Annotated in this window: 16 protein-coding genes and 2 riboswitches; of the genes, 10 read left to right on the top strand and 6 right to left on the bottom strand. The window is 64.7% G+C overall.

The window, feature by feature from the left end; genetic code table 11:
* Window positions 1-191 precede the first annotated feature (191 nt).
* Entirely contained in the window at window positions 192-1,235 is a 1,044-nt protein-coding gene (locus tag NCR39_RS13520) for an oxidoreductase (protein WP_250452625.1), read from the top strand.
* Between the two features lie 3 nt (window positions 1,236-1,238).
* Here the strand turns inward: NCR39_RS13520 and NCR39_RS13515 are convergent, their stop codons facing one another.
* Window positions 1,239-1,565: a hypothetical protein gene (locus NCR39_RS13515; RefSeq protein ID WP_250452624.1), complete on the bottom strand. Its 327-nt coding sequence runs from the start codon at window positions 1,563-1,565 to the stop codon at window positions 1,239-1,241.
* Window positions 1,566-1,713: 148 nt separating this feature from the next.
* A riboswitch (glycine riboswitch) is annotated at window positions 1,714-1,825 on the top strand.
* Window positions 1,826-1,833: 8 nt separating this feature from the next.
* Window positions 1,834-1,965: riboswitch (glycine riboswitch) on the top strand.
* Window positions 1,966-2,077: 112 nt separating this feature from the next.
* On the opposite strand from NCR39_RS13515, the gene gcvT reads away from it, so the two are divergent.
* The 7 genes from gcvT to NCR39_RS13480 all read left to right on the top strand — a co-directional run bounded on the left by gcvT (window position 2,078) and on the right by NCR39_RS13480 (window position 10,652).
* On the top strand, window positions 2,078-3,202 hold the full coding sequence (gene gcvT / locus NCR39_RS13510) for a glycine cleavage system aminomethyltransferase GcvT (protein ID WP_250452623.1): 1,125 nt from the start codon (window positions 2,078-2,080) through the stop codon (window positions 3,200-3,202).
* Window positions 3,203-3,263: 61 nt separating this feature from the next.
* Window positions 3,264-3,644, top strand: coding sequence for a glycine cleavage system protein GcvH (gcvH, locus tag NCR39_RS13505; protein ID WP_250452622.1), 381 nt, complete (start codon window positions 3,264-3,266; stop codon window positions 3,642-3,644).
* A 51-nt stretch (window positions 3,645-3,695) separates the two neighbouring features.
* Window positions 3,696-6,626, top strand: coding sequence for an aminomethyl-transferring glycine dehydrogenase (gene gcvP / locus NCR39_RS13500; RefSeq protein ID WP_250452621.1), 2,931 nt, complete (start codon window positions 3,696-3,698; stop codon window positions 6,624-6,626).
* A 157-nt stretch (window positions 6,627-6,783) separates the two neighbouring features.
* A complete protein-coding gene (locus NCR39_RS13495) occupies window positions 6,784-7,848 on the top strand; it encodes an alginate lyase family protein (RefSeq protein ID WP_250452785.1) in 1,065 nt (354 codons plus the stop codon).
* 19 nt (window positions 7,849-7,867) lie between these two features.
* Entirely contained in the window at window positions 7,868-9,256 is a 1,389-nt protein-coding gene (locus NCR39_RS13490; RefSeq protein ID WP_250452620.1) for an L-serine ammonia-lyase, read from the top strand.
* A 152-nt stretch (window positions 9,257-9,408) separates the two neighbouring features.
* Window positions 9,409-9,906 (top strand): hypothetical protein, encoded by a 498-nt coding sequence (locus NCR39_RS13485; RefSeq protein WP_250452619.1) that lies wholly within the window; start codon window positions 9,409-9,411, stop codon window positions 9,904-9,906.
* A complete protein-coding gene (locus NCR39_RS13480; RefSeq protein WP_250452618.1) occupies window positions 9,897-10,652 on the top strand; it encodes a hypothetical protein in 756 nt (251 codons plus the stop codon). Before NCR39_RS13485 ends, NCR39_RS13480 begins: the two co-directional genes overlap by 10 nt.
* Window positions 10,653-10,661: 9 nt before the next feature.
* Here the strand turns inward: NCR39_RS13480 and flhA are convergent, their stop codons facing one another.
* The 5 genes from flhA to flgA all read right to left on the bottom strand — a co-directional run bounded on the left by flhA (window position 10,662) and on the right by flgA (window position 16,605).
* Window positions 10,662-12,767, bottom strand: coding sequence for a flagellar biosynthesis protein FlhA (gene flhA / locus NCR39_RS13475; protein WP_250452617.1), 2,106 nt, complete (start codon window positions 12,765-12,767; stop codon window positions 10,662-10,664).
* A complete protein-coding gene (gene flhB / locus NCR39_RS13470; protein ID WP_250452784.1) occupies window positions 12,764-13,972 on the bottom strand; it encodes a flagellar biosynthesis protein FlhB in 1,209 nt (402 codons plus the stop codon). The genes flhA and flhB overlap by 4 nt, the downstream gene beginning before the upstream one ends.
* A gap of 211 nt (window positions 13,973-14,183) precedes the next feature.
* Window positions 14,184-14,618: a flagella synthesis protein FlgN gene (locus tag NCR39_RS13465; RefSeq protein ID WP_250452616.1), complete on the bottom strand. Its 435-nt coding sequence runs from the start codon at window positions 14,616-14,618 to the stop codon at window positions 14,184-14,186.
* Window positions 14,619-14,701: 83 nt separating this feature from the next.
* Window positions 14,702-15,061, bottom strand: a complete 360-nt coding sequence (gene flgM / locus NCR39_RS13460; protein ID WP_284507210.1) for a flagellar biosynthesis anti-sigma factor FlgM — start codon at window positions 15,059-15,061, stop codon at window positions 14,702-14,704.
* 215 nt (window positions 15,062-15,276) lie between these two features.
* A complete protein-coding gene (flgA, locus tag NCR39_RS13455) occupies window positions 15,277-16,605 on the bottom strand; it encodes a flagellar basal body P-ring formation chaperone FlgA (RefSeq protein WP_250452615.1) in 1,329 nt (442 codons plus the stop codon).
* Between the two features lie 291 nt (window positions 16,606-16,896).
* Here flgA and flgB point away from each other — a divergent pair, with 291 nt between their 5' ends.
* A complete protein-coding gene (gene flgB / locus NCR39_RS13450) occupies window positions 16,897-17,385 on the top strand; it encodes a flagellar basal body rod protein FlgB (protein WP_250452614.1) in 489 nt (162 codons plus the stop codon).
* A gap of 28 nt (window positions 17,386-17,413) precedes the next feature.
* Window positions 17,414-17,839, top strand: a complete 426-nt coding sequence (gene flgC, locus NCR39_RS13445; RefSeq protein ID WP_250452613.1) for a flagellar basal body rod protein FlgC — start codon at window positions 17,414-17,416, stop codon at window positions 17,837-17,839.
* Window positions 17,840-17,843: the final 4 nt, after the last annotated feature.

Below are 17,843 nucleotides of genomic sequence, written 5' to 3'. Positions count from 1 at the left end.
AAAAAACACCGCCGCTGATGGACTGCGAGACCGCGCACGAGACGATGCACGCGCGCGGCGAATTCGAGAGCGCGATGTTAACACGATAGAACGCGGCGGGTTTTGGCCCTCGTTCGTTTCATGGTGGCGGCGTTTCGGGCGCGTGCCACAATGTCGAGTCGATTCACGATTCACCACAGGATGATGCCCACATGAGTTCAGCACTGAAAGTCGGCCTGATGGGCTATGGACTTGCCGGCGCGACGTTCCACGCGCCCGTCATCGAGCATTGCGAACGCGCGAGCGTGGCGGCCATCGCGACGAGCCAGGCCGAGCGCGCGCAGGCCGACTATCCGGATGCGCAAATCGTCGCCGACTTCGATGCGCTGCTCGCCATCGACGACATCGCGTGCATTGTCATCGCCACGCCGAACGACACGCACTTCGATCTCGCGCGGCGCGCGTTGTCGGCGGGCAGGCACGTGGTCGTCGACAAGCCGGTGACGCTTTCCGCACGCGATGCCCGCGCGCTCGCCGACCTCGCCGCCGAGCGCGGCCTGCTGTTCGCGCCGTTTCACAATCGCCGCTGGGATGGCGATTTCATGACGGCGCGCGGGCTGATAGAGAGCGGGCGACTCGGGCGCATCACGCATTACGAATCGCATTTCGACCGGTTTCGCCCGAAAGTGCCGCAGCGCTGGCGCGAGGAAGCGGCGCGCGGCGGCGGTTTGCTGTTCGATCTCGGGCCGCATCTGATCGATCAGGCGCTCGCGTTGTTCGGCGCGCCGCAGACGGTGACGGCGTTCGTGAAGGCGCATCGTGATCACGCGCACGCGCCGGATTACGTGCATCTCGTGCTCGGTTACGCGGACAAGGAAGCCGTCTTGCACGCGAGCGCGCTGGCCGCGCTGGAGCCGCCACGTTTCGCGATCCACGGCACGCGCGGCAGTTACGTGAAGACGGGTCTCGACGTGCAGGAAGACCAGTTGCGCTCGGGCATGCGTCCGGGCGATGCGGGCTTCGGCAAGAATCCGCCGGGACTGCTGCGCGAAGTGGATGGCGATCACGATCTGCGCCACGAATTCGCCACGCGCGATGGCGCTTACGTGGAGTTTTATCGCGCGCTGGCGGCGTCGGTGCTGGATGGCAAGGCGTTTCCCGTGACGCCGCAGGATGCGGTGGATACGATGACGGTCATCGAACTGGCGATGCAGAGCGAGCGGGAAGGGCGGAGGGTGGAGTTCGTGCGGGGGTGATTCTCACCCCCGCCTGATGCTCCCCGACGTCGTGCTCACGTTCCCGCCGACGTCGCGGCAAGCGACGCTTCCCGACACCGTCTGCACCGACCCGCCGACATCGCCGCAATACACATTGCCCGATACGGCCGACACCGCTCCGACCTGCCCATGCACCGTGAGCTTGTCGCAGCTCTCGACGTCGATCTTTTCGACATCGCCATGAATCTCGACGGTCACGCCCGGCGAGCTATCGCCGCTGACGATTTCGCCGTCGACGGTCACTTGCTTGCCGCGTATCGAGATGTTCTTGCCGGTGACCGTGCGGCCATTGATGGTGACGGATGCCATGACCATTCCAGAGTAAGTTGCAAACCCCGAGTGTAGGCGCGTGCCGCACCGCGAACGTCACGATTCGTGCCCATCACACCCGGCTAATTCAGGCAATCACCGCGGTCCGAATCCGTTTGACAAGGCAATTGGCGTCGCGTAAATTCTGCCGCACGCGTCGGGAGAGCGCGTGGCCGCCGCTGGGCGAAAAATCAGCGAACGCCGCGCCGCCGAAGGGGCACACCCGCAAACTCTCAGGCAAAAGGACCGGCCGCGTCGAGGAAGCATTTCCTCGCACTCTGGAGAGCGGCAGCGGCTTCGTCGAACGAAACCAGTTGCCCACCGAAGGGGCGCGCGATGGACCGCCGGCACACGCCGGTGTCCGCGCAATCTCTCAGGTACCGAGGACAGAGGGGTCACGCATCGCAACCGCATCGCGGTCGCGCCCGCATGCCGCATCCAGCGGCGAAGGCGCGTTTCCGCTGACGGACGTTCGCTGCGTGGCCTTTTTTGTCTGGCGAACCGAGGCCCCGATGACTTCTCTTCAACACACGCCCTTGCATGCCGCACACCTCGCGCTCAACGCGCGCATGGTCGATTTCGGCGGCTGGGACATGCCCGTCAACTACGGTTCGCAAATCGACGAACACCGCGCCGTGCGCACCGACGCCGGCATGTTCGACGTCTCCCACATGCGCGTCGTCGATTTCCACGGCGAGGCCGTCCGCGACTTCTTCCGCTACGCCATCGCCAATAACGTCGACAAACTCACGACGCCCGGCAAAGCGCTCTATTCGTGCCTGCTCAAGAGCGACGGCGGCGTGATCGATGACCTCATCGTCTATTACTTTTCCGAAACGTATTTCCGCGTCGTCGTGAACGCGAGCACCGCGGACAAGGACATCGCGTGGTTCGGGCAGTTGAACGCCGAGGGCGAATTCAACCTGTCGATCACGCCGCGCGGCGATCTCGGCATCATCGCCGTGCAGGGGCCGAACGCGCGCGAAAAAGTCTGGCAAGTGCTGCCGGACACGCGCGCGCAGACGCAGGACATCAAGCCGTTCAACGCAGTCGATTTTCCGTCCACCGCATTCGGCGACGTGATGCTCGCGCGCACCGGCTATACCGGCGAGGACGGCTTCGAGATCGTCGTTCCGGCGACGCACGTCGAAGCGCTCTGGAACGCGCTGCACGCAGCCGGCGTGAAGCCCGCCGGCCTCGGCGCGCGCGACACGCTGCGTCTGGAAGCCGGCATGAATCTCTACGGCCAGGACATGGACGAAAACGTGTCGCCGCTCGACGCGGGCCTCGCCTGGACCGTCGATCTCAAGACGCCGCGCGATTTCGTCGGCCGGGCGGCGCTGGAAGCGAACGGCTCGGAGGCGAGCTTCGTCGGATTGGTGCTCATCAAGGAAAACGGTCGTGCGGGCGGCGTGCTACGCGCGCATCAGAAAGTCGTCACGCCGCACGGCGACGGCGAAATCACGAGCGGCACGTTTTCCCCGTCGATGCAGGAATCCATTGCGTTCGCCCGCGTCCCGACGGCGGTCGCACCGGGCGATACGGTGCAGGTCGTCATCCGCGACAAGCAAGTCCCCGCGCGCGTGGTAAAACTTCCGTTCGTGCGCAACGGCAAGGTTCTCGTGGACCTTCAATAAGCCGGATGCGCGCGTCCCACCGATCAAGAAACTCACGAACGAACCACGCAAGGAGCATCCAATGAGCATCCCGGCCGATCTGAAATACACCGAATCGCACGAATGGGTCCGCACGGAATCCGACGGCACGCTGACCGTCGGCATTACCGATCACGCGCAGGAAGCGCTCGGCGACATCGTGTTCGTCGAGCTGCCGGCGGCGGGCAAGTCCGTTGCGGCGGGCGATGCGATCGCCGTCATCGAATCGGTGAAGGCGGCATCCGACATTTACGCGCCGGTCTCGGGCGAAATCGTCGAATCCAACGACGCGCTGACGTCGTCGCCGGATCAGGTGAACGGCGCGCCGTACGAAAGCTGGCTCTTCAAGATCAAGCCCGCGAGCGACGCGGGCCTCGAGAAGCTGCTCGACGCCGAAGGCTACGGCAAGTCGATCGGCGAATAACTTTTCTCATGGACGAAGGCCGCCGCGCCTTCGTCGTCAGTCGGAATTCACATGAAGCTCGAACACCCGGATCGCCTGATGAACCGCACCTCCCTGTCACTCGCCGCGCTCGAATGTCACGATGCGTTCGCCGGCCGGCACATCGGTCCCGACGACGCCGATCAGCGCGCCATGCTCGACGCGCTCGGTTTCGCATCGCGCGCGGCTTTCATCGACGCGGTGATTCCTGACACGATCCGCCGCAAGGAGACGCTGCCGCTCGCCGCGTTCACGCAGCCGAAGAGCGAGGCGGAAGCGCTCGCGTCGCTGCGCAAGCTCGCGGACGAGAATCTGGTGTTTCGAACCTTCATCGGCCAGGGTTACTACGGCACGCACACGCCGACCGTGATCCTGCGCAACGTGCTCGAAAATCCGGCGTGGTACACGGCTTACACGCCGTATCAGCCGGAAATTTCGCAAGGGCGGCTCGAAGCGCTGCTCAATTTCCAGCAAATGGTGATGGACCTGACCGGTCTCGCGATGGCGAATGCATCGCTGCTCGACGAAGCCACGGCCGCCGCCGAAGCCATGACGCTGCTGCAACGCGTCGGCAAGCCGAAGTCGAACGTGTTTTACGTCGCCGACGACGTGCTGCCGCAAACCATCGAAGTGGTGAAGACGCGCGCGAAACCGGCGGGCATCGACGTCAAGGTCGGGCCGGCTGCGGACGCCGCGAGCGCGAACGCGTTCGGCGTGCTGCTGCAATATCCCGGCGCGAATGGCGATGTGCGCGACTACCGCGCGCTCGCCGAAGCCATACACGCGGCGGGCGGGCATGTGGTCGCGGCGGCGGATCTGCTTGCGCTCACGCTCATCACGCCGCCGGGCGAATGGGGCGCGGACGTGGCCATCGGCAATACGCAGCGCTTCGGCGTGCCGGTCGGCTTCGGCGGTCCGCACGCGGCGTACATGGCCGTGCGCGACGAATTCAAGCGCCAGATGCCGGGGCGTCTCGTCGGCGTGACCGTCGACGCGCAAGGCAATTCCGCGCTGCGCCTCGCGCTGCAAACGCGCGAACAGCACATTCGCCGCGAGAAGGCGACGTCGAATGTCTGCACGGCGCAAGCGCTGCTCGCGATCATGGCGAGCATGTACGCCGTTTATCACGGTCCGCAAGGTCTGAAGACGATCGCGTTGCGCGTGAACCGCGTCGCGTCGATTTTCGCGGCGGGCGTCGCGAAGCTCGGCTACGGCATCGCCAACGAAACGTTCTTCGATACGGTGACCATCGACAGCGGCGCGAACACCAACGCGCTGCATCAGGCCGCGTATGCCGCGCACATCAACCTGCGCCGCGTGAGCGCGACCCAGGTCGGCGTATCGCTCGATGAAACCACCACGCGCGACGACTTGCAGAAGCTCTTCGCGCTCTTCGCGGATGTCGCGGGCAAGACCGAAACGTTCGATATCGACGCGCTCGACGCCGCGCTGAAAGACTCGCTTCCGGCGGACATCAAGCGCACGAGCGATTACCTCACGCATCCGGTCTTCAACCGCCATCACTCCGAACACGAAATGCTGCGCTATTTGCGCAGCCTCGCCGACAAGGATCTCGCGCTCGACCGCACGATGATCCCGCTCGGCTCCTGCACGATGAAGCTCAACGCCACGTCGGAAATGCTGCCCGTCACGTGGCCCGAGTTCGCGCAGATTCATCCGTTCGCGCCCGCCGAGCAGACGGTCGGCTATCGCACGATGATCGATCAGCTCGAACAGATGCTCGTCGCGTGCACGGGTTACGCGGCTGTTTCGCTGCAACCGAACGCGGGATCGCAGGGCGAATACGCGGGCTTGCTCATCATTCACGCGTATCACGAGTCGCGCGGGGAAGGGCATCGCAATGTGTGTCTGATTCCGGCGTCCGCGCACGGCACGAATCCGGCGTCGGCGCAAATGGCGGGCATGCAGGTCGTCGTCGTCGCGTGCGATTCGAACGGCAACGTCGATATCGACGATCTCAAGGCGAAGGCCGAAAAGCATTCGGCGAATCTCGCGGCGATCATGATCACGTATCCGTCCACGCACGGCGTGTTCGAGCGCAACGTGCGCGAGATTTGCGACATCGTGCATCAGCACGGCGGCCAGGTTTATGTCGATGGCGCGAACATGAACGCGATGGTCGGCCTCTGCGCGCCCGGCCAGTTCGGCGGCGACGTCTCGCATTTGAACCTGCACAAGACGTTCTGCATTCCGCACGGCGGCGGCGGACCGGGCGTCGGTCCGGTCGCGGTCGGCGCGCATCTGGCGAAGTTCCTGCCGAATCAGGCGTCCACCGGTTACAAGCGCGACGAAGCGGGCATTGGCGCGGTGTCGTCGGCGCCGTACGGATCGGCTGCGATCCTGCCGATCTCGTGGATGTATATCGCGATGATGGGCGCGCAAGGTCTCACCGCCGCCACCGAAAGCGCGATTCTCGCGGCGAACTATGTCGCGAAGCGACTCGCGCCGCACTATCCGGTGCTCTACAGCGGCGCGGGCGGGCTTGTCGCGCACGAGTGCATTCTGGACGTGCGGCCGATCAAGGAAGCAAGCGGCATCTCGGTGGAAGACGTGGCGAAACGCCTGATCGACTACGGCTTCCACGCGCCGACGATGAGCTTCCCCGTCCCCGGCACGCTGATGGTCGAGCCGACCGAATCGGAGTCGAAGGAAGAGCTGGACCGCTTCATCGACGCGATGATCGCCATTCGCGAAGAAATCCGCGCGGTGGAAGAAGGCCGCGCCGACCGCGAGGACAACGTGCTGAAGAACGCGCCCCACACGGCGGCGGTCGTCACCGCGAACGAGTGGAATCACGCGTACACGCGCGAGGCGGCGGCGTATCCGGTGAAGTCGCTGGTCGCGCGCAAGTACTGGTCGCCGGTGGGCCGCGCGGACAACGCGTATGGCGACCGCAACCTGATGTGCTCGTGCGTGCCGGTTTCGGAGTACGCGGACGCGTGACGCTGCGGCGCGCCGCGAGTCGCCGGCAAGCGTAAAGCATTGTCGGCGAGCTTGCGGCGCGTTCGGGAACGGCTAACATCTCACCCCTGACCAAAGCAATCAGGGAGTTCATATGACGCGGAAGGTGCGAAAGGTGAACGAGGCGAGCCGTTTTTCGATGAAGCACGCCACGCTGGCCGCGCTTTGCACGCTGCTGGCCGCACCGGCCGCGCACGCGGCGATGAACTTCTGCGCCGCGCCCGCCATGCAGGCGAGCGAACGCATTCAGGCCGATCCGGGCGTGAAGGCGCTGGTGAAATCGGTGCAATCGCATGTGGACGATCAGCCGAAGCCGCGCGCCACGCTGCACACGGAAGGCACGCTGCCGCACGAAGGCATTTACGATCAAAGCGTCGAAGCGGAGCGCGATCTCGACCTCATGCGCGACGCGGCGCTCGCCTGGCGCGCGACGGGCAACGAGCGCTATCTGCGCCTCGTCGACCGCTTTCTGCTCGCGTGGACGACGACGTACCGGCCGAGCTTCAATCCGATCGACGAAACGAACTTCGAGTCGCTGATCCTCGCGTACGACCTGACGGCGAGCGCGCTGCCCGTGAAGACGCGCAACGCGGCGAACGCGTTCATCGCGAAGATGGTGACGGGCTATATCGCCGACATCGACAAACAGGCGCGTCCGCTCAAGGGCACGTACCGGAACAACTGGCAGAGCCATCGCGTGAAGCTGGTGGCGATGGGCGCGTTCACCATCGACGATCGCAAGCTGATCAACGCGGCGCAGCGGCTCTTCGTGGAGCATATCGGCGACAACATCGCGCCGGACGGATCGACGGTCGATTTCTCCGAACGCGATGCGCTGCACTACGTCACGTATGACCTGCAACCGCTCGTGACGGCGGCGCTCGCCGCGCGTCGCCACAACCGCAACTGGCTGCCCGAGCGCGCGGCGACGGGCGCGACCTTGGCCGATGCGCTCAACTGGCTCACGCCGTATGCGCTCGGCACCCGGACGCACGACGAGTTCGTGCATTCGACCGTACCTTTCGATGCGAAGCGTCGCGAGGCCGGCCTGCCGGGTTTTTCGGGCCAATGGGACCCGAAGAACGCGGCGGAACTCTTTCATCTGGCGGCGCGTCTGGACGGCCGCTATGCGCCGGTGGCACTGCGGCTCGCGCCGACGCCGCCCGCGTGGCTCGCGGTGTGTCTGCCGCTGCCGGCGCGCTAATCATTCAGCAGGAACAGTCATGGCAGTCAGCGTTTTCGATCTCTTCAAAATCGGCATCGGACCTTCGAGTTCGCACACCGTCGGACCCATGCGCGCCGCGTTGATGTTCGCGCAAGGGCTCGAGCGCGACGGGCTGCTGGGCGCGGTGGCATCGGTGAAATGCGAGCTGTACGGATCGCTCGGTGCGACCGGAAAGGGCCACGGCACGGATCGCGGCGTGATGCTCGGCCTGATGGGCGACGCCCCCGATACCGTCGATGCGTCGAGCATCGTTCCCAGACTCGAGGCCGTGCGCACGTCGAAGACGCTCGCGCTGCTCGGCACGCACGAGATTCCGTTCGCGCTGAAGGAGAACATCGCGTTTTATCGGCAGGCGCTGCCTGAGCATCCGAACGGCATGAAGCTGCATGCATTCGATGCGAACGGCCAGCTCTTGCGCGAAGCGACGTATCTGTCGGTGGGCGGCGGCTTCGTGGTGACGGCGGGCGCGGCGAACACGGCGGTGCTGACGGCGCACGAGCAGTTGCCGTATCCGTTCCACACGGGCGACGAGCTGATGAAGATGTGCGCCGAATCCGGCAAGTCGATTGCGCAACTGATGTGGGAGAACGAGCGCATCTGGCGCAGCGAAGACGAGATTCGCGCGGGCCTCATGCGCATCTGGGACGTGATGCAGGATTGCGTCGCGCGCGGATGCGGCATCGGCAATCCGGAAGCGGACGGCAACTTGCCCGGTCCGTTTCAGGTGAAGCGTCGTGCGCCGCAGCTTTATCGCGCGCTCGCGGGGAAGCCTGAGCAGGCGCTGCGCGATCCGTTGTCGATGATCGACTGGATCAACCTCTACGCGATCGCCGTGAACGAAGAGAACGCGGTGGGCGGACGCGTCGTGACGGCGCCGACGAACGGCGCGGCGGGCATCATCCCGGCCGTGCTGCATTACTACGACCGCTTCGTGCCGGGATCGAACGCGCAGGGCGTGATCGACTTTCTGCTGACGGCGGCGGCCATCGGCATTCTGTACAAGATGAACGCGTCGATTTCCGGCGCGGAAGTCGGGTGTCAGGGCGAAGTGGGCGTCGCGTGTTCGATGGCGGCGGGCGCGCTCGCGGCGGTGCTCGGCGGCACGCCGGCGCAGGTGGAGAACGCGGCGGAAATCGGCATGGAGCACAACCTGGGGCTGACGTGCGATCCGGTCGGCGGGATGGTGCAGATTCCGTGCATCGAGCGAAACGCGATGGGATCGGTGAAAGCGGTGAACGCCGCGCGCATGGCGATGCGCGGGGATGGGTCGCATTATGTGTCGCTCGATTCGGTCATCAAGACGATGCGCGAAACCGGGGCCGATATGAAGACGAAGTACAAGGAGACGTCGCGCGGCGGGTTGGCGGTGAATATCGTGGAGTGTTGAGGCGGGCGCTGAAGCCAACTGAAACATTCGTTCAACGAAGGATTGGCGGGCGGTGGATGCGTATAGCATCGGTATGAAAATCGCGTTCGCCGACCGCATTACCTGTTTCGCTGCATTGCGGTTGCCTACTAGTCGAATCGAGGGAGCCGCAATTGCACCCGAAGGACCTCGCCGCTCATAAGAGCGCGCCCAAGCTGTTGGCAGCCGCGCCCAAATTCAGGAAGCTCGTGCGCAATGCGCTGCCCAAGCCGTTCAATAGAATCGGGCGGCAAGGCAGTCAGTCCACTGATTTGCTGGCCGTGTCGGACGATCATCGCGTTCTGTTCATGTGGCACGATGGCCCGGAACGTACCGACCGCTCGTTCTACGCGTATCTCCTGAGCGTTGCGCGAAACGGCGATCTGTATCCGCTCTTTGAGTTCCACTATCATCCTGCTCACAAGGGCCTGCACTGCAAAGTGCCTTGTCAGACGGGCGCGAACTACCGCAACCGCTTGCTGCCGGGCGCGCCCGAGCTTACGCTCAAGCCTTCCCGCGAGTTCGATCCGGCGTCGGAGCACGATCGCGCCGCATTGATCAAAGTTTTCTGCAAGGCAGTGGGAATCGAGACGATGTTCGAAGACGTTCGCCAGGGCCAGTTATGGAATTAACGCAGACGCTCGCGGGTGGCATTTGCTCGCTCTTCGAAGTGCACGCCGATACCAACGGCGTGCATCGAATCGTTACGCCGCTCGAATACGCGGGAACCGGCGACCGCGTGGTCGTGCGCGTTCGGCCCGAGAACAGCGGCTATGTGATCGATGAAAACGGTGAAGCTTGCCTCAATGCAAGCATGGCGGGCGGCGATGTCGAATCGGCGGCGGTCAGCCGATGGTCTCAGGAGCTCGCCGAGCTGAGTCCCGCGCGTCTTTGCGGCGACGAAGTCATTCGCGCCACCACGGACGACCAGCGGCTGATCGCGCCCTACGTGTTTCGCGTCGCGGAAGCCGCGCAGCAACTCTATGCCGTGGCGACGTCGCAGGCTGACCGGCAATCCGGCAGCGATTTCAAGGAGCAATTGACGAGCGTGCTCGTCGAAATCGCACAGGAACTCGGCGTTCGGCTTCGGTCCGATGTCGAACTGCCGATCGCGGGCGGCTGGGTCGCGGACCACGTCGTGGATATCGAGAAGCCACTGATCATCATCGGTGCGTCGAGTGCCGCGCGGCTACTCGAAGCCGAGATGATCTTCATGCAGTACAAGGTGCAGAAGATGGACGGTTACGTGCTCGCCATTGCGGAAAGCCAGAAAGCCGTCACGAAGAAGCAGTTCGAGCGCGCGAGTTACTACACGGACAAGACCGTCGCGTTCGACGCCGGCAACCTCAAAGGCATGATTGCTTCGTCGCTCCACTAGGGTGAACGCTCACCCCCCAATCAAATTAACCACCTTCACGTTCCTCGTATCCGGCACTTCGGCATACGAGATCACCTTCAACTGCGGCAAGCTCCGTCTCAGGAACCGCGCGAGCATCGCGCGCAGCGAATGCTGAACCAGCAGCACCGGCGGCAACCCGAGATTCTGCTGTCGCATCATCGCGTTCTGCGTCGAATTCATCAGCGTTTGCGCCAGCCCCGGCTCCAGCCCCGGATTCGGCCCCGTCGATAGCGCCTGCGACAACACCCGCTCCAGCGTCGGATCGAGGCCCATCACCTGCAAGTCGTTGCTGCCCGGATACCACTGCTGCGTGATCGCGCGCCCCAGCGACAGACGCACCGCCGCCGTCAATTCGTACGCGTCCGAAATGCGCGGCGCGTGTTCCTGCAGCGCGTCGAGAATCGTGCGCATGTCGCGGATCGGCACGCTCTCGTCGAGCAGATTCTGCAACACCTTCTGCAACGTCGTGAGCGACAACACCTTCGGCACGAGATCGTCGGTGAGCGAAGGCGTGTCCTTGCCGATGCGCTCCAAGAGCGCCTGCACTTCCTGTCGCCCGAGCAGTTCCGCCGCGTGCGTCACGACGAGATGGTTCAAATGCGTCGCGACCACCGTGCTCGCATCGACGACCGTGTAGCCATACACCTGCGCCTGTTCGCGCATGTTGGTATCAATCCACACCGCCGGCAGGCCGAACGCCGGATCGGTAGTTTGCGCGCCCGGCAGCGTCGCCGAAACCTGGCCCGGATTGATCGCGAGCCATTGACCCGGAAACGCCTCGCCGATGCCCACTTCCACGCCCTTCAGCGCAATGCGATACCCGTTCGGCCGCAGCTCCAGATTGTCGCGAATATGAATGACCGGCGGCAGAAAGCCGATTTCCTGAGCGAACTTCTTGCGAATGCCCTTGATGCGCTTGAGCAGTTCGCCGTCCGCATTGCGATCGACGAGCGGAATCAGCCGATAGCCCACTTCCAGCCCGAGCGGATCGATGAGCGTGACATCCTCCCAGCTTGCTTCCGCGCTCTCGGCGGACGCGGCAGCGGCGGCGGCGATCGGCGTGACATCGGTGACGACGCCGGCTTTCTTCTTCGCTTCGGCGCGCTTGTTCATCGAACGGGCCGCGTAGATGAGCCCGCCGCCCAGCAGCAAGAACGCGAAGTGCGGCATGCCGGGAATCAGCCCCATCACGCCGATGATCACGCCGGTAATCATCAGCACGCGCGGGTTCTGGAACAACTGTCCGGTCAACTGCGTGCCGATGTCCTCGTCGGTCGCGACGCGCGACACGATCACGCCCGCCGCCGTCGAAATGATGAGCGACGGAATCTGCGCGACGAGGCCATCGCCGATGGTCAGCAGCGTGTAATTGGTCGCCGCGTGCGCGAAGTCCATGTCGTGCTGGAGCATGCCCACGATCAGCCCGCCCACGATGTTGATCACCATGATCAGCAAGCCCGCGATCGCGTCGCCGCGCACGAACTTCGATGCACCGTCCATCGAGCCGTAGAACTCGGATTCCTGCGCCACCGCCGTGCGGCGTTTCTTCGCGGTTTCCTCGTTGATGAGGCCGGCGTTCAGGTCGGCGTCGATGGCCATCTGCTTGCCGGGCATCGCGTCGAGCGTGAAGCGCGCGCCGACTTCCGCGATACGTCCCGCGCCCTTCGTGATCACCATGAAGTTGATGATCATCAGGATCACGAACACGACGATACCCACGGCGAAATTCCCGCCGACGAGAAAGTGCCCGAACGATTCGATCACCTGGCCCGCCGCGTCCGGACCCGTATGGCCTTGCAGCAGCACGATTCGCGTCGATGCCACGTTCAGCGAAAGCCGCAGCAGCGTCGAGAACAGCAGCACGCTCGGGAACGCCGCGAAATCGAGCGGCTTTTGCGTGTACATGCTGACGAGCAACACCATCACCGAAAGCGCGATGTTGAACGTGAACAGCAGATCCAGCAGAAACGCAGGCAACGGCAGAATCATCATGCCGAGGATCATGCAGATCAGGATCGGGCCGGCGAGCGCCCGCAGGTTCTGCGTGCCGAGCGCGTCCGGCCGTTTGGCGAAAAATCCAGCGCGCGCGTTCATGCTGCGGCTCCTTGTGATGGGTTGTCGCCGGAAAGCGCTTCAGCGGCTTCCTCGTCGGCGTCGGCGTCGGATACGCCGCCTTTGTCCAGTTCCTTCGGCACGTCGAGATCCGTGGGATCGTCGGGACGGATGCCGCCTTCATCGTGATAACGCTTGAGCTGATACACCCACGCCAGCACTTGCGCGACCGCGCCGTACAGCGCGCCCGGAATCTCGCGGTTGATCTCGACGTTGTGATACAGCGCGCGCGCAAGCGGCGGCGCTTCGAGCAGCGGCACGTTGTTTTCGCGGCCCAGTTCGCGGATGCGCGCCGCGACCAGATTCACGCCCTTCGCGACGACCCTCGGCGCGCGCATCTCGCCGTCGGCGTACTTCAGCGCGACCGCGAAGTGCGTCGGGTTCGTGACGATGACGTCGGCGGTCGGAATCGCCTGCATCATCCGGCGGCGCGCGGCCGCGCGCTGCTGCGCGCGAATCTTGCCCTTGATGTGCGGATCGCCTTCGCTTTCCTTGTGCTCGCGCTTCACTTCTTCCTTGCTCATGCGCAGCTTCTTCGCGTGCGACCACATCTGGTACGGCACATCGACGACGGCGACGAGAAACAGTCCGCCGATCGCCATGCCGCAGCACACGACGATGAGATGCATGACATCCGCGAGCGCGAGGCCGAGCGGCTTGGTCAGGAGACCGAGCACTTCGGCCTTGCGGCTCCACATTGCCGATCCCGCCATGCCGCCGACGACGATCGTCTTCAGAATCGACATGCCGAGCTGAATCGGTCCCTGCGACGAGAACATCTTGCCGAGGCCGCTGACCGGATTGAGCCGCCCGAAGTTCGGCGCGAGCGGCTTCGTGGTGATGAGCCAGCCGCCGAGCGCCATCGGCGCGGCGAGCGCGGCGACGGCCGTCAGCGCGAGCACCGGCAGCACGGCAAGCATCCCTTCCTTGCTGGCGTTGGCCGCGCCGATCATCATCTGGCGCGTGTCGAGCACGGTCTCGTGATTGAACGTGAACGCGCCGCGCAGAATGGATTGCAAATGACCGCTGATCGGCCCCGACAAACCCCACACGCCGAAAAATCCCGCCGCCAGCAGCGCAAACGACGCGAGTTCCCGCGAGCGCGCAACCTGGCCTTCCTCCCGCGCCTTTTCCAGGCGCTTGGGAGTGGCTGATTCGGTTTTTTCGAGATCGCTTTCTTCCGACACCGCGTGCTCCGCTCCGTACTTCGCTGTCCAGCAGGTTGCAAACGGCATCGAGCCGTTTTCTGATGGAAGCGATTATTGCGGAAGGCGTCGAGCGGCCATCGGCGGATTAGGCTCGCAAAAACCGGGTTAATCGACGGATAGCGGAAGCGGCAATGGAAACGGCGCATGACCGGTGAAGTCATGCGCCGTGAGAGTAGGGGAGAAACGCGCGTCAGGCGCCGGGCACGCGTCCGTCCGGGCCGTAGAAACCGGCTCTCGACGGCGCGACCTGCAACGCCGCGAGCGTCTTGCGGTTGTATTCCATGCGCGTGCGGATCAGCACGCCGTTGTTGTTGTTGCCCTGTTTCGCGCGGCGGGCGGCGGCGCACAGCAGCGCCCATTGCTCGGCGATCTGCGCGTCGGTTTCGGCGGCGGCTTCCATGCCGATGAATCCGCCCGGCAGCCCGAGCGCGCCAAGTTGCGCGTCGCGCTGCTTTTCGAGTGTGCCGATGCGCTCGGTCAGCGCGGTCTTTTCCTCGATGATCCCCGGCAGCGCGGCGAGCGGCTGCGCGGCGATCAGCGCTTTTTCCTCGTGGGCGAGGAGGGATTCGAACGCCAGAACGGCGGCGACTTCTTCGATGACAGTGGCAAGCAGGGCGTCTCTCATTGCAGCTCGCTAAAACGCGGGTTGGGTCGAAGCCGCCCGGCGCTGTCCACGTCGTATTCCGGGCGAACCCGGGTCGTTGCGTTTCAGCCGCCGGTCGGCGGGGTTCTCGTTTGCAGCAGGTCGCGCGCGGTGCTCAAAATGCCGTCGGCGATCTTGCTGGTGTCCATCTTCAGGCTGCCGTCGCGGATCGCGGCCTTGATCGATTCGACTTTCGCCGTATCGATGTCCGAACCGTTCGATGCGCGCAAGTCGGACGACAACGTCGACAGGCTGACCGTCGATGTTCCGCCCGCTTTCCCGCCCGCGCTCACGTCCGCTTTGACGTCATTCGCCGGCGCGGTGGTTGCGGCAGTTTTCGCATCGCCCTGCGATGCACGTTGCGCGCCGTCTTGCAGGCTCGCCAGAGTGGTGTTGCTATTCGATTCGATTTTCACGATGTCCATTCCCGAACGTGTTGAGTCTTTTATCGGCGGAGGGTTTGGAAAACTTTACCCTGGCCTGTGTGGCGCAACACACGTTCGGCGCGATCATCGCCCGGAAAGCCTTGTCGGACGGGGATTCGCTGGAATTGCAACAAAATGAAACATCTAGCTGGTGACGATTTTCGATGCGATCTGAACCGCGCTGGCCCGGTCGGGAATGGACGGCCAGCGCCTCTTTACATCCGGATCTCCACCGTCTGGCTGTCCTTCACGACGCCCGTGATGATCTGGCCCCCCGCCGTTTTCACGCGGATTTGCTGGCCGGGCGCGGCGTTGTTCATCGCGCTGCCTTCGGAGGAAATGGAGAAGCCGGAGCCGTCCGCGACCACGTGAACCGTCTGGCCGATCGCCACCGAACTCGCCGCGCGCAGCATGTCGGTGCGCAGCGGCAGGCCCGCCGGCACGCGCGACAACGCGACCGCGCCGACTGCCTGCGACGGATCCGTGACGACGGCTTGCGGCATCGCGGTGAGATCGCCGTCGCGGGCGACGAGGTCGGCGCTGGCGAGCACTTCGCCCGGCGAAATGGCGCGCGCGGCGGTGTAGTACGTCGCGTTGATCGAGATGCGCGCCTGGACATACAGCGTCCACGGGCGCTCGCCGACGCAGCGCACGCCGACCGTCACGCGGCCCCAGAGACGCGCGCCCGTGGGCATGAACGGATCGAGCACCGAGCAGGCGGCGAGGCCGCGCGGGAAAACGGGCGTGACGGTGATATCGACCTTGCCGGGCAGGCCCGCGGTCTGTTGCTGGAGAAACGAGAGCGCAGCGGCGCGGATGGCTTCGCCGTCCTGCGCCGTGGCGGCGGCAGCGGGCGCTTGCGTCGTTGCCGATGACGGCGAAAAGCTCACGCGCTTCATCGGGGAAGCGGCGTCCGCGCTCGCGGGCGTGTTGTAAGTGGCGCGCTTGACGGGCGATGCATCGCCGGCCGCGATCGGACGCGCGCTGGCGTTGCGGGACGCAGCCGTGTCGTCGCGCGTGACCACGACGGGAATCACATCGCGCGATGCGGCCGGCTTTGCTGGCGCAACGGCGGCAGTCGCGGCAACCGCAGCAGCGGGCTTCGGCTCGCCGGTTCCGGGAATGACGATCATTCCGCTGGCGTCGTCCATTGCGTCCATTGCGTCGGCGGCGGCTTCGGCGCGGGCATCGAGCGCGAGCGCGGCGTGGCGCATGGCGGCATCGGCGGCCTTCGTCGCGGCGCGATAGCTGGGCACAGGCGCGAGATAGGGCGCGGGCGCCGGAGCGGGAGCGGCGACGGCCACCGACGCAGACGGCGCAGCGGCAGGCTTCGCGGCCAACCCTTTCGCCATGTCCGCCACCGCTGACGGATTCGTCTCCGCGTTGCCGGGAATCGCGATGAAGCCGTCGCTTTGCTGCGCGAACGCGCCCGTAGCGACGCCGACGAACAGCGACACGCCCGCCACGCATCGCGACGCGCTGCGTGCGAACGACGCTGCACGAAGCGCCGCTGCTTTCGACGGATGCCTGGCGGACCTGCTCATCACTTCTCTCCCTCGCTCGCCGCGCCAAGGCGCACACGCGTCATTCGATTCGTTCGATTCATTCGATCCGCCCACGGCGGCAACCTGGCCCAAGCGCCGGAAAAAACGCCGGCTTCTCACCACGACCCAGATTCTAGATACGCCGCGCCGCGTCCAAGCCTCGAATAGAGGCCGCGTTTCCCGGTTATTCATCGGATTAGTAATTGCGCGCCGCTCCTAAGATGCGTGTCATGCAAAAAGGCCCGCGCGGTGCGCCGGGCGCATGCGACACCAACTTGGGGAACCCCGGGAATGCTAGACAAGCTCGACAAGGAATTCGCGTTCGGCCGCGAGGCGCTCGACGTACGCGCTTACCGGCAGGAACTGCTGTCGTCGAATATCGCCAACGCCGACACGCCCGGCTACAAGGCGCGCGACGTCGATTTCTCGACCGCGCTCGCCGGCGCGCTGAAGCAGGGCGGCGGGGCATCGGCGGCATCGAATGGATCGACGCTCAAGATGGCGCAGCCGGTCTCGATCAGCAGCGGCGCGTCGATGGCCGTGACCGCGCAAGGTCACATGTCCGGCACGTCGACGCTCGCCGCATCCGGCGGTTCGAGCGACGACTACGGCCGGCTCGCGTATCGCGTGCCGAGCCAGCCGTCGCTCGACGGCAACACCGTCGATCTGGACTCGGAGCGCGTGCAGTTCGCGGACAACGCGCTGCACTTCGAAGCCGGCATGACGGTGCTCAGCTCGCAGATCAAGTCGATGCTGTCCGCCATCACGTCCAACAGCTAAGCGCAGTTAAGAAAGGTTAAGGGAAGCCATGCCTTCATTGATGAACATATTCAGCGTCGCCGGTTCGGCGATGTCGGCTCAGGCGCAGCGCCTGAACGTGACCGCGTCGAATCTCGCGAACGCGGACAGCACGACCGGCCCGGACGGCCAGCCGTACAAGGCGAAGCAGGTCGTGTTCGCCGTCGATCCGCTCGGCGGCGCGAAAAGCGGCTCCGGCCAGCAGGTCGGCGGCGTGCAGGTCACGGGCGTCATCGACGATCCGAGCCCCATGAAAACCAGCTACGACCCGAGCAATCCCGCAGCGAACGCGGACGGCTACGTGACGATGCCGAACGTCGATCCCGTGCAGGAGATGGTCAACATGATTTCCGCGTCGCGTTCCTATCAGGCGAACGTCGAGACGCTCAATACCGCCAAGCAATTGATGCTCAAGACCTTGACCATCGGAACCTGAACCG

The organism is Caballeronia sp. ATUFL_M2_KS44, assembly GCF_023630965.1.
Lineage (GTDB): Bacteria > Pseudomonadota > Gammaproteobacteria > Burkholderiales > Burkholderiaceae > Caballeronia > Caballeronia concitans.
The sequence above is the reverse complement of the archived record's forward strand: the minus strand, read 5'-3'. Positions and strand labels throughout refer to the sequence as shown.

Excerpts from the sequence above, each read along its gene's own strand:
- NCR39_RS13520 (WP_250452625.1), top strand. The coding sequence starts at position 192 with ATGAGTTCAGCACTGAAAGTCGGCCTGATGGGCTATGGACTTGCCGGC.
- NCR39_RS13515 (WP_250452624.1), bottom strand. The coding sequence starts at position 1,565 with ATGGCATCCGTCACCATCAATGGCCGCACGGTCACCGGCAAGAACATC.
- gcvT (WP_250452623.1), top strand. The coding sequence starts at position 2,078 with ATGACTTCTCTTCAACACACGCCCTTGCATGCCGCACACCTCGCGCTC.
- gcvH (WP_250452622.1), top strand. The coding sequence starts at position 3,264 with ATGAGCATCCCGGCCGATCTGAAATACACCGAATCGCACGAATGGGTC.
- gcvP (WP_250452621.1), top strand. The coding sequence starts at position 3,696 with ATGAAGCTCGAACACCCGGATCGCCTGATGAACCGCACCTCCCTGTCA.
- NCR39_RS13495 (WP_250452785.1), top strand. The coding sequence starts at position 6,784 with ATGAAGCACGCCACGCTGGCCGCGCTTTGCACGCTGCTGGCCGCACCG.
- NCR39_RS13490 (WP_250452620.1), top strand. The coding sequence starts at position 7,868 with ATGGCAGTCAGCGTTTTCGATCTCTTCAAAATCGGCATCGGACCTTCG.
- NCR39_RS13480 (WP_250452618.1), top strand. The coding sequence starts at position 9,897 with ATGGAATTAACGCAGACGCTCGCGGGTGGCATTTGCTCGCTCTTCGAA.
- flhA (WP_250452617.1), bottom strand. The coding sequence starts at position 12,767 with ATGAACGCGCGCGCTGGATTTTTCGCCAAACGGCCGGACGCGCTCGGC.
- NCR39_RS13465 (WP_250452616.1), bottom strand. The coding sequence starts at position 14,618 with ATGAGAGACGCCCTGCTTGCCACTGTCATCGAAGAAGTCGCCGCCGTT.
- flgM (WP_284507210.1), bottom strand. The coding sequence starts at position 15,061 with ATGGACATCGTGAAAATCGAATCGAATAGCAACACCACTCTGGCGAGC.
- flgA (WP_250452615.1), bottom strand. The coding sequence starts at position 16,605 with ATGAGCAGGTCCGCCAGGCATCCGTCGAAAGCAGCGGCGCTTCGTGCA.
- flgB (WP_250452614.1), top strand. The coding sequence starts at position 16,897 with ATGCTAGACAAGCTCGACAAGGAATTCGCGTTCGGCCGCGAGGCGCTC.
- flgC (WP_250452613.1), top strand. The coding sequence starts at position 17,414 with ATGCCTTCATTGATGAACATATTCAGCGTCGCCGGTTCGGCGATGTCG.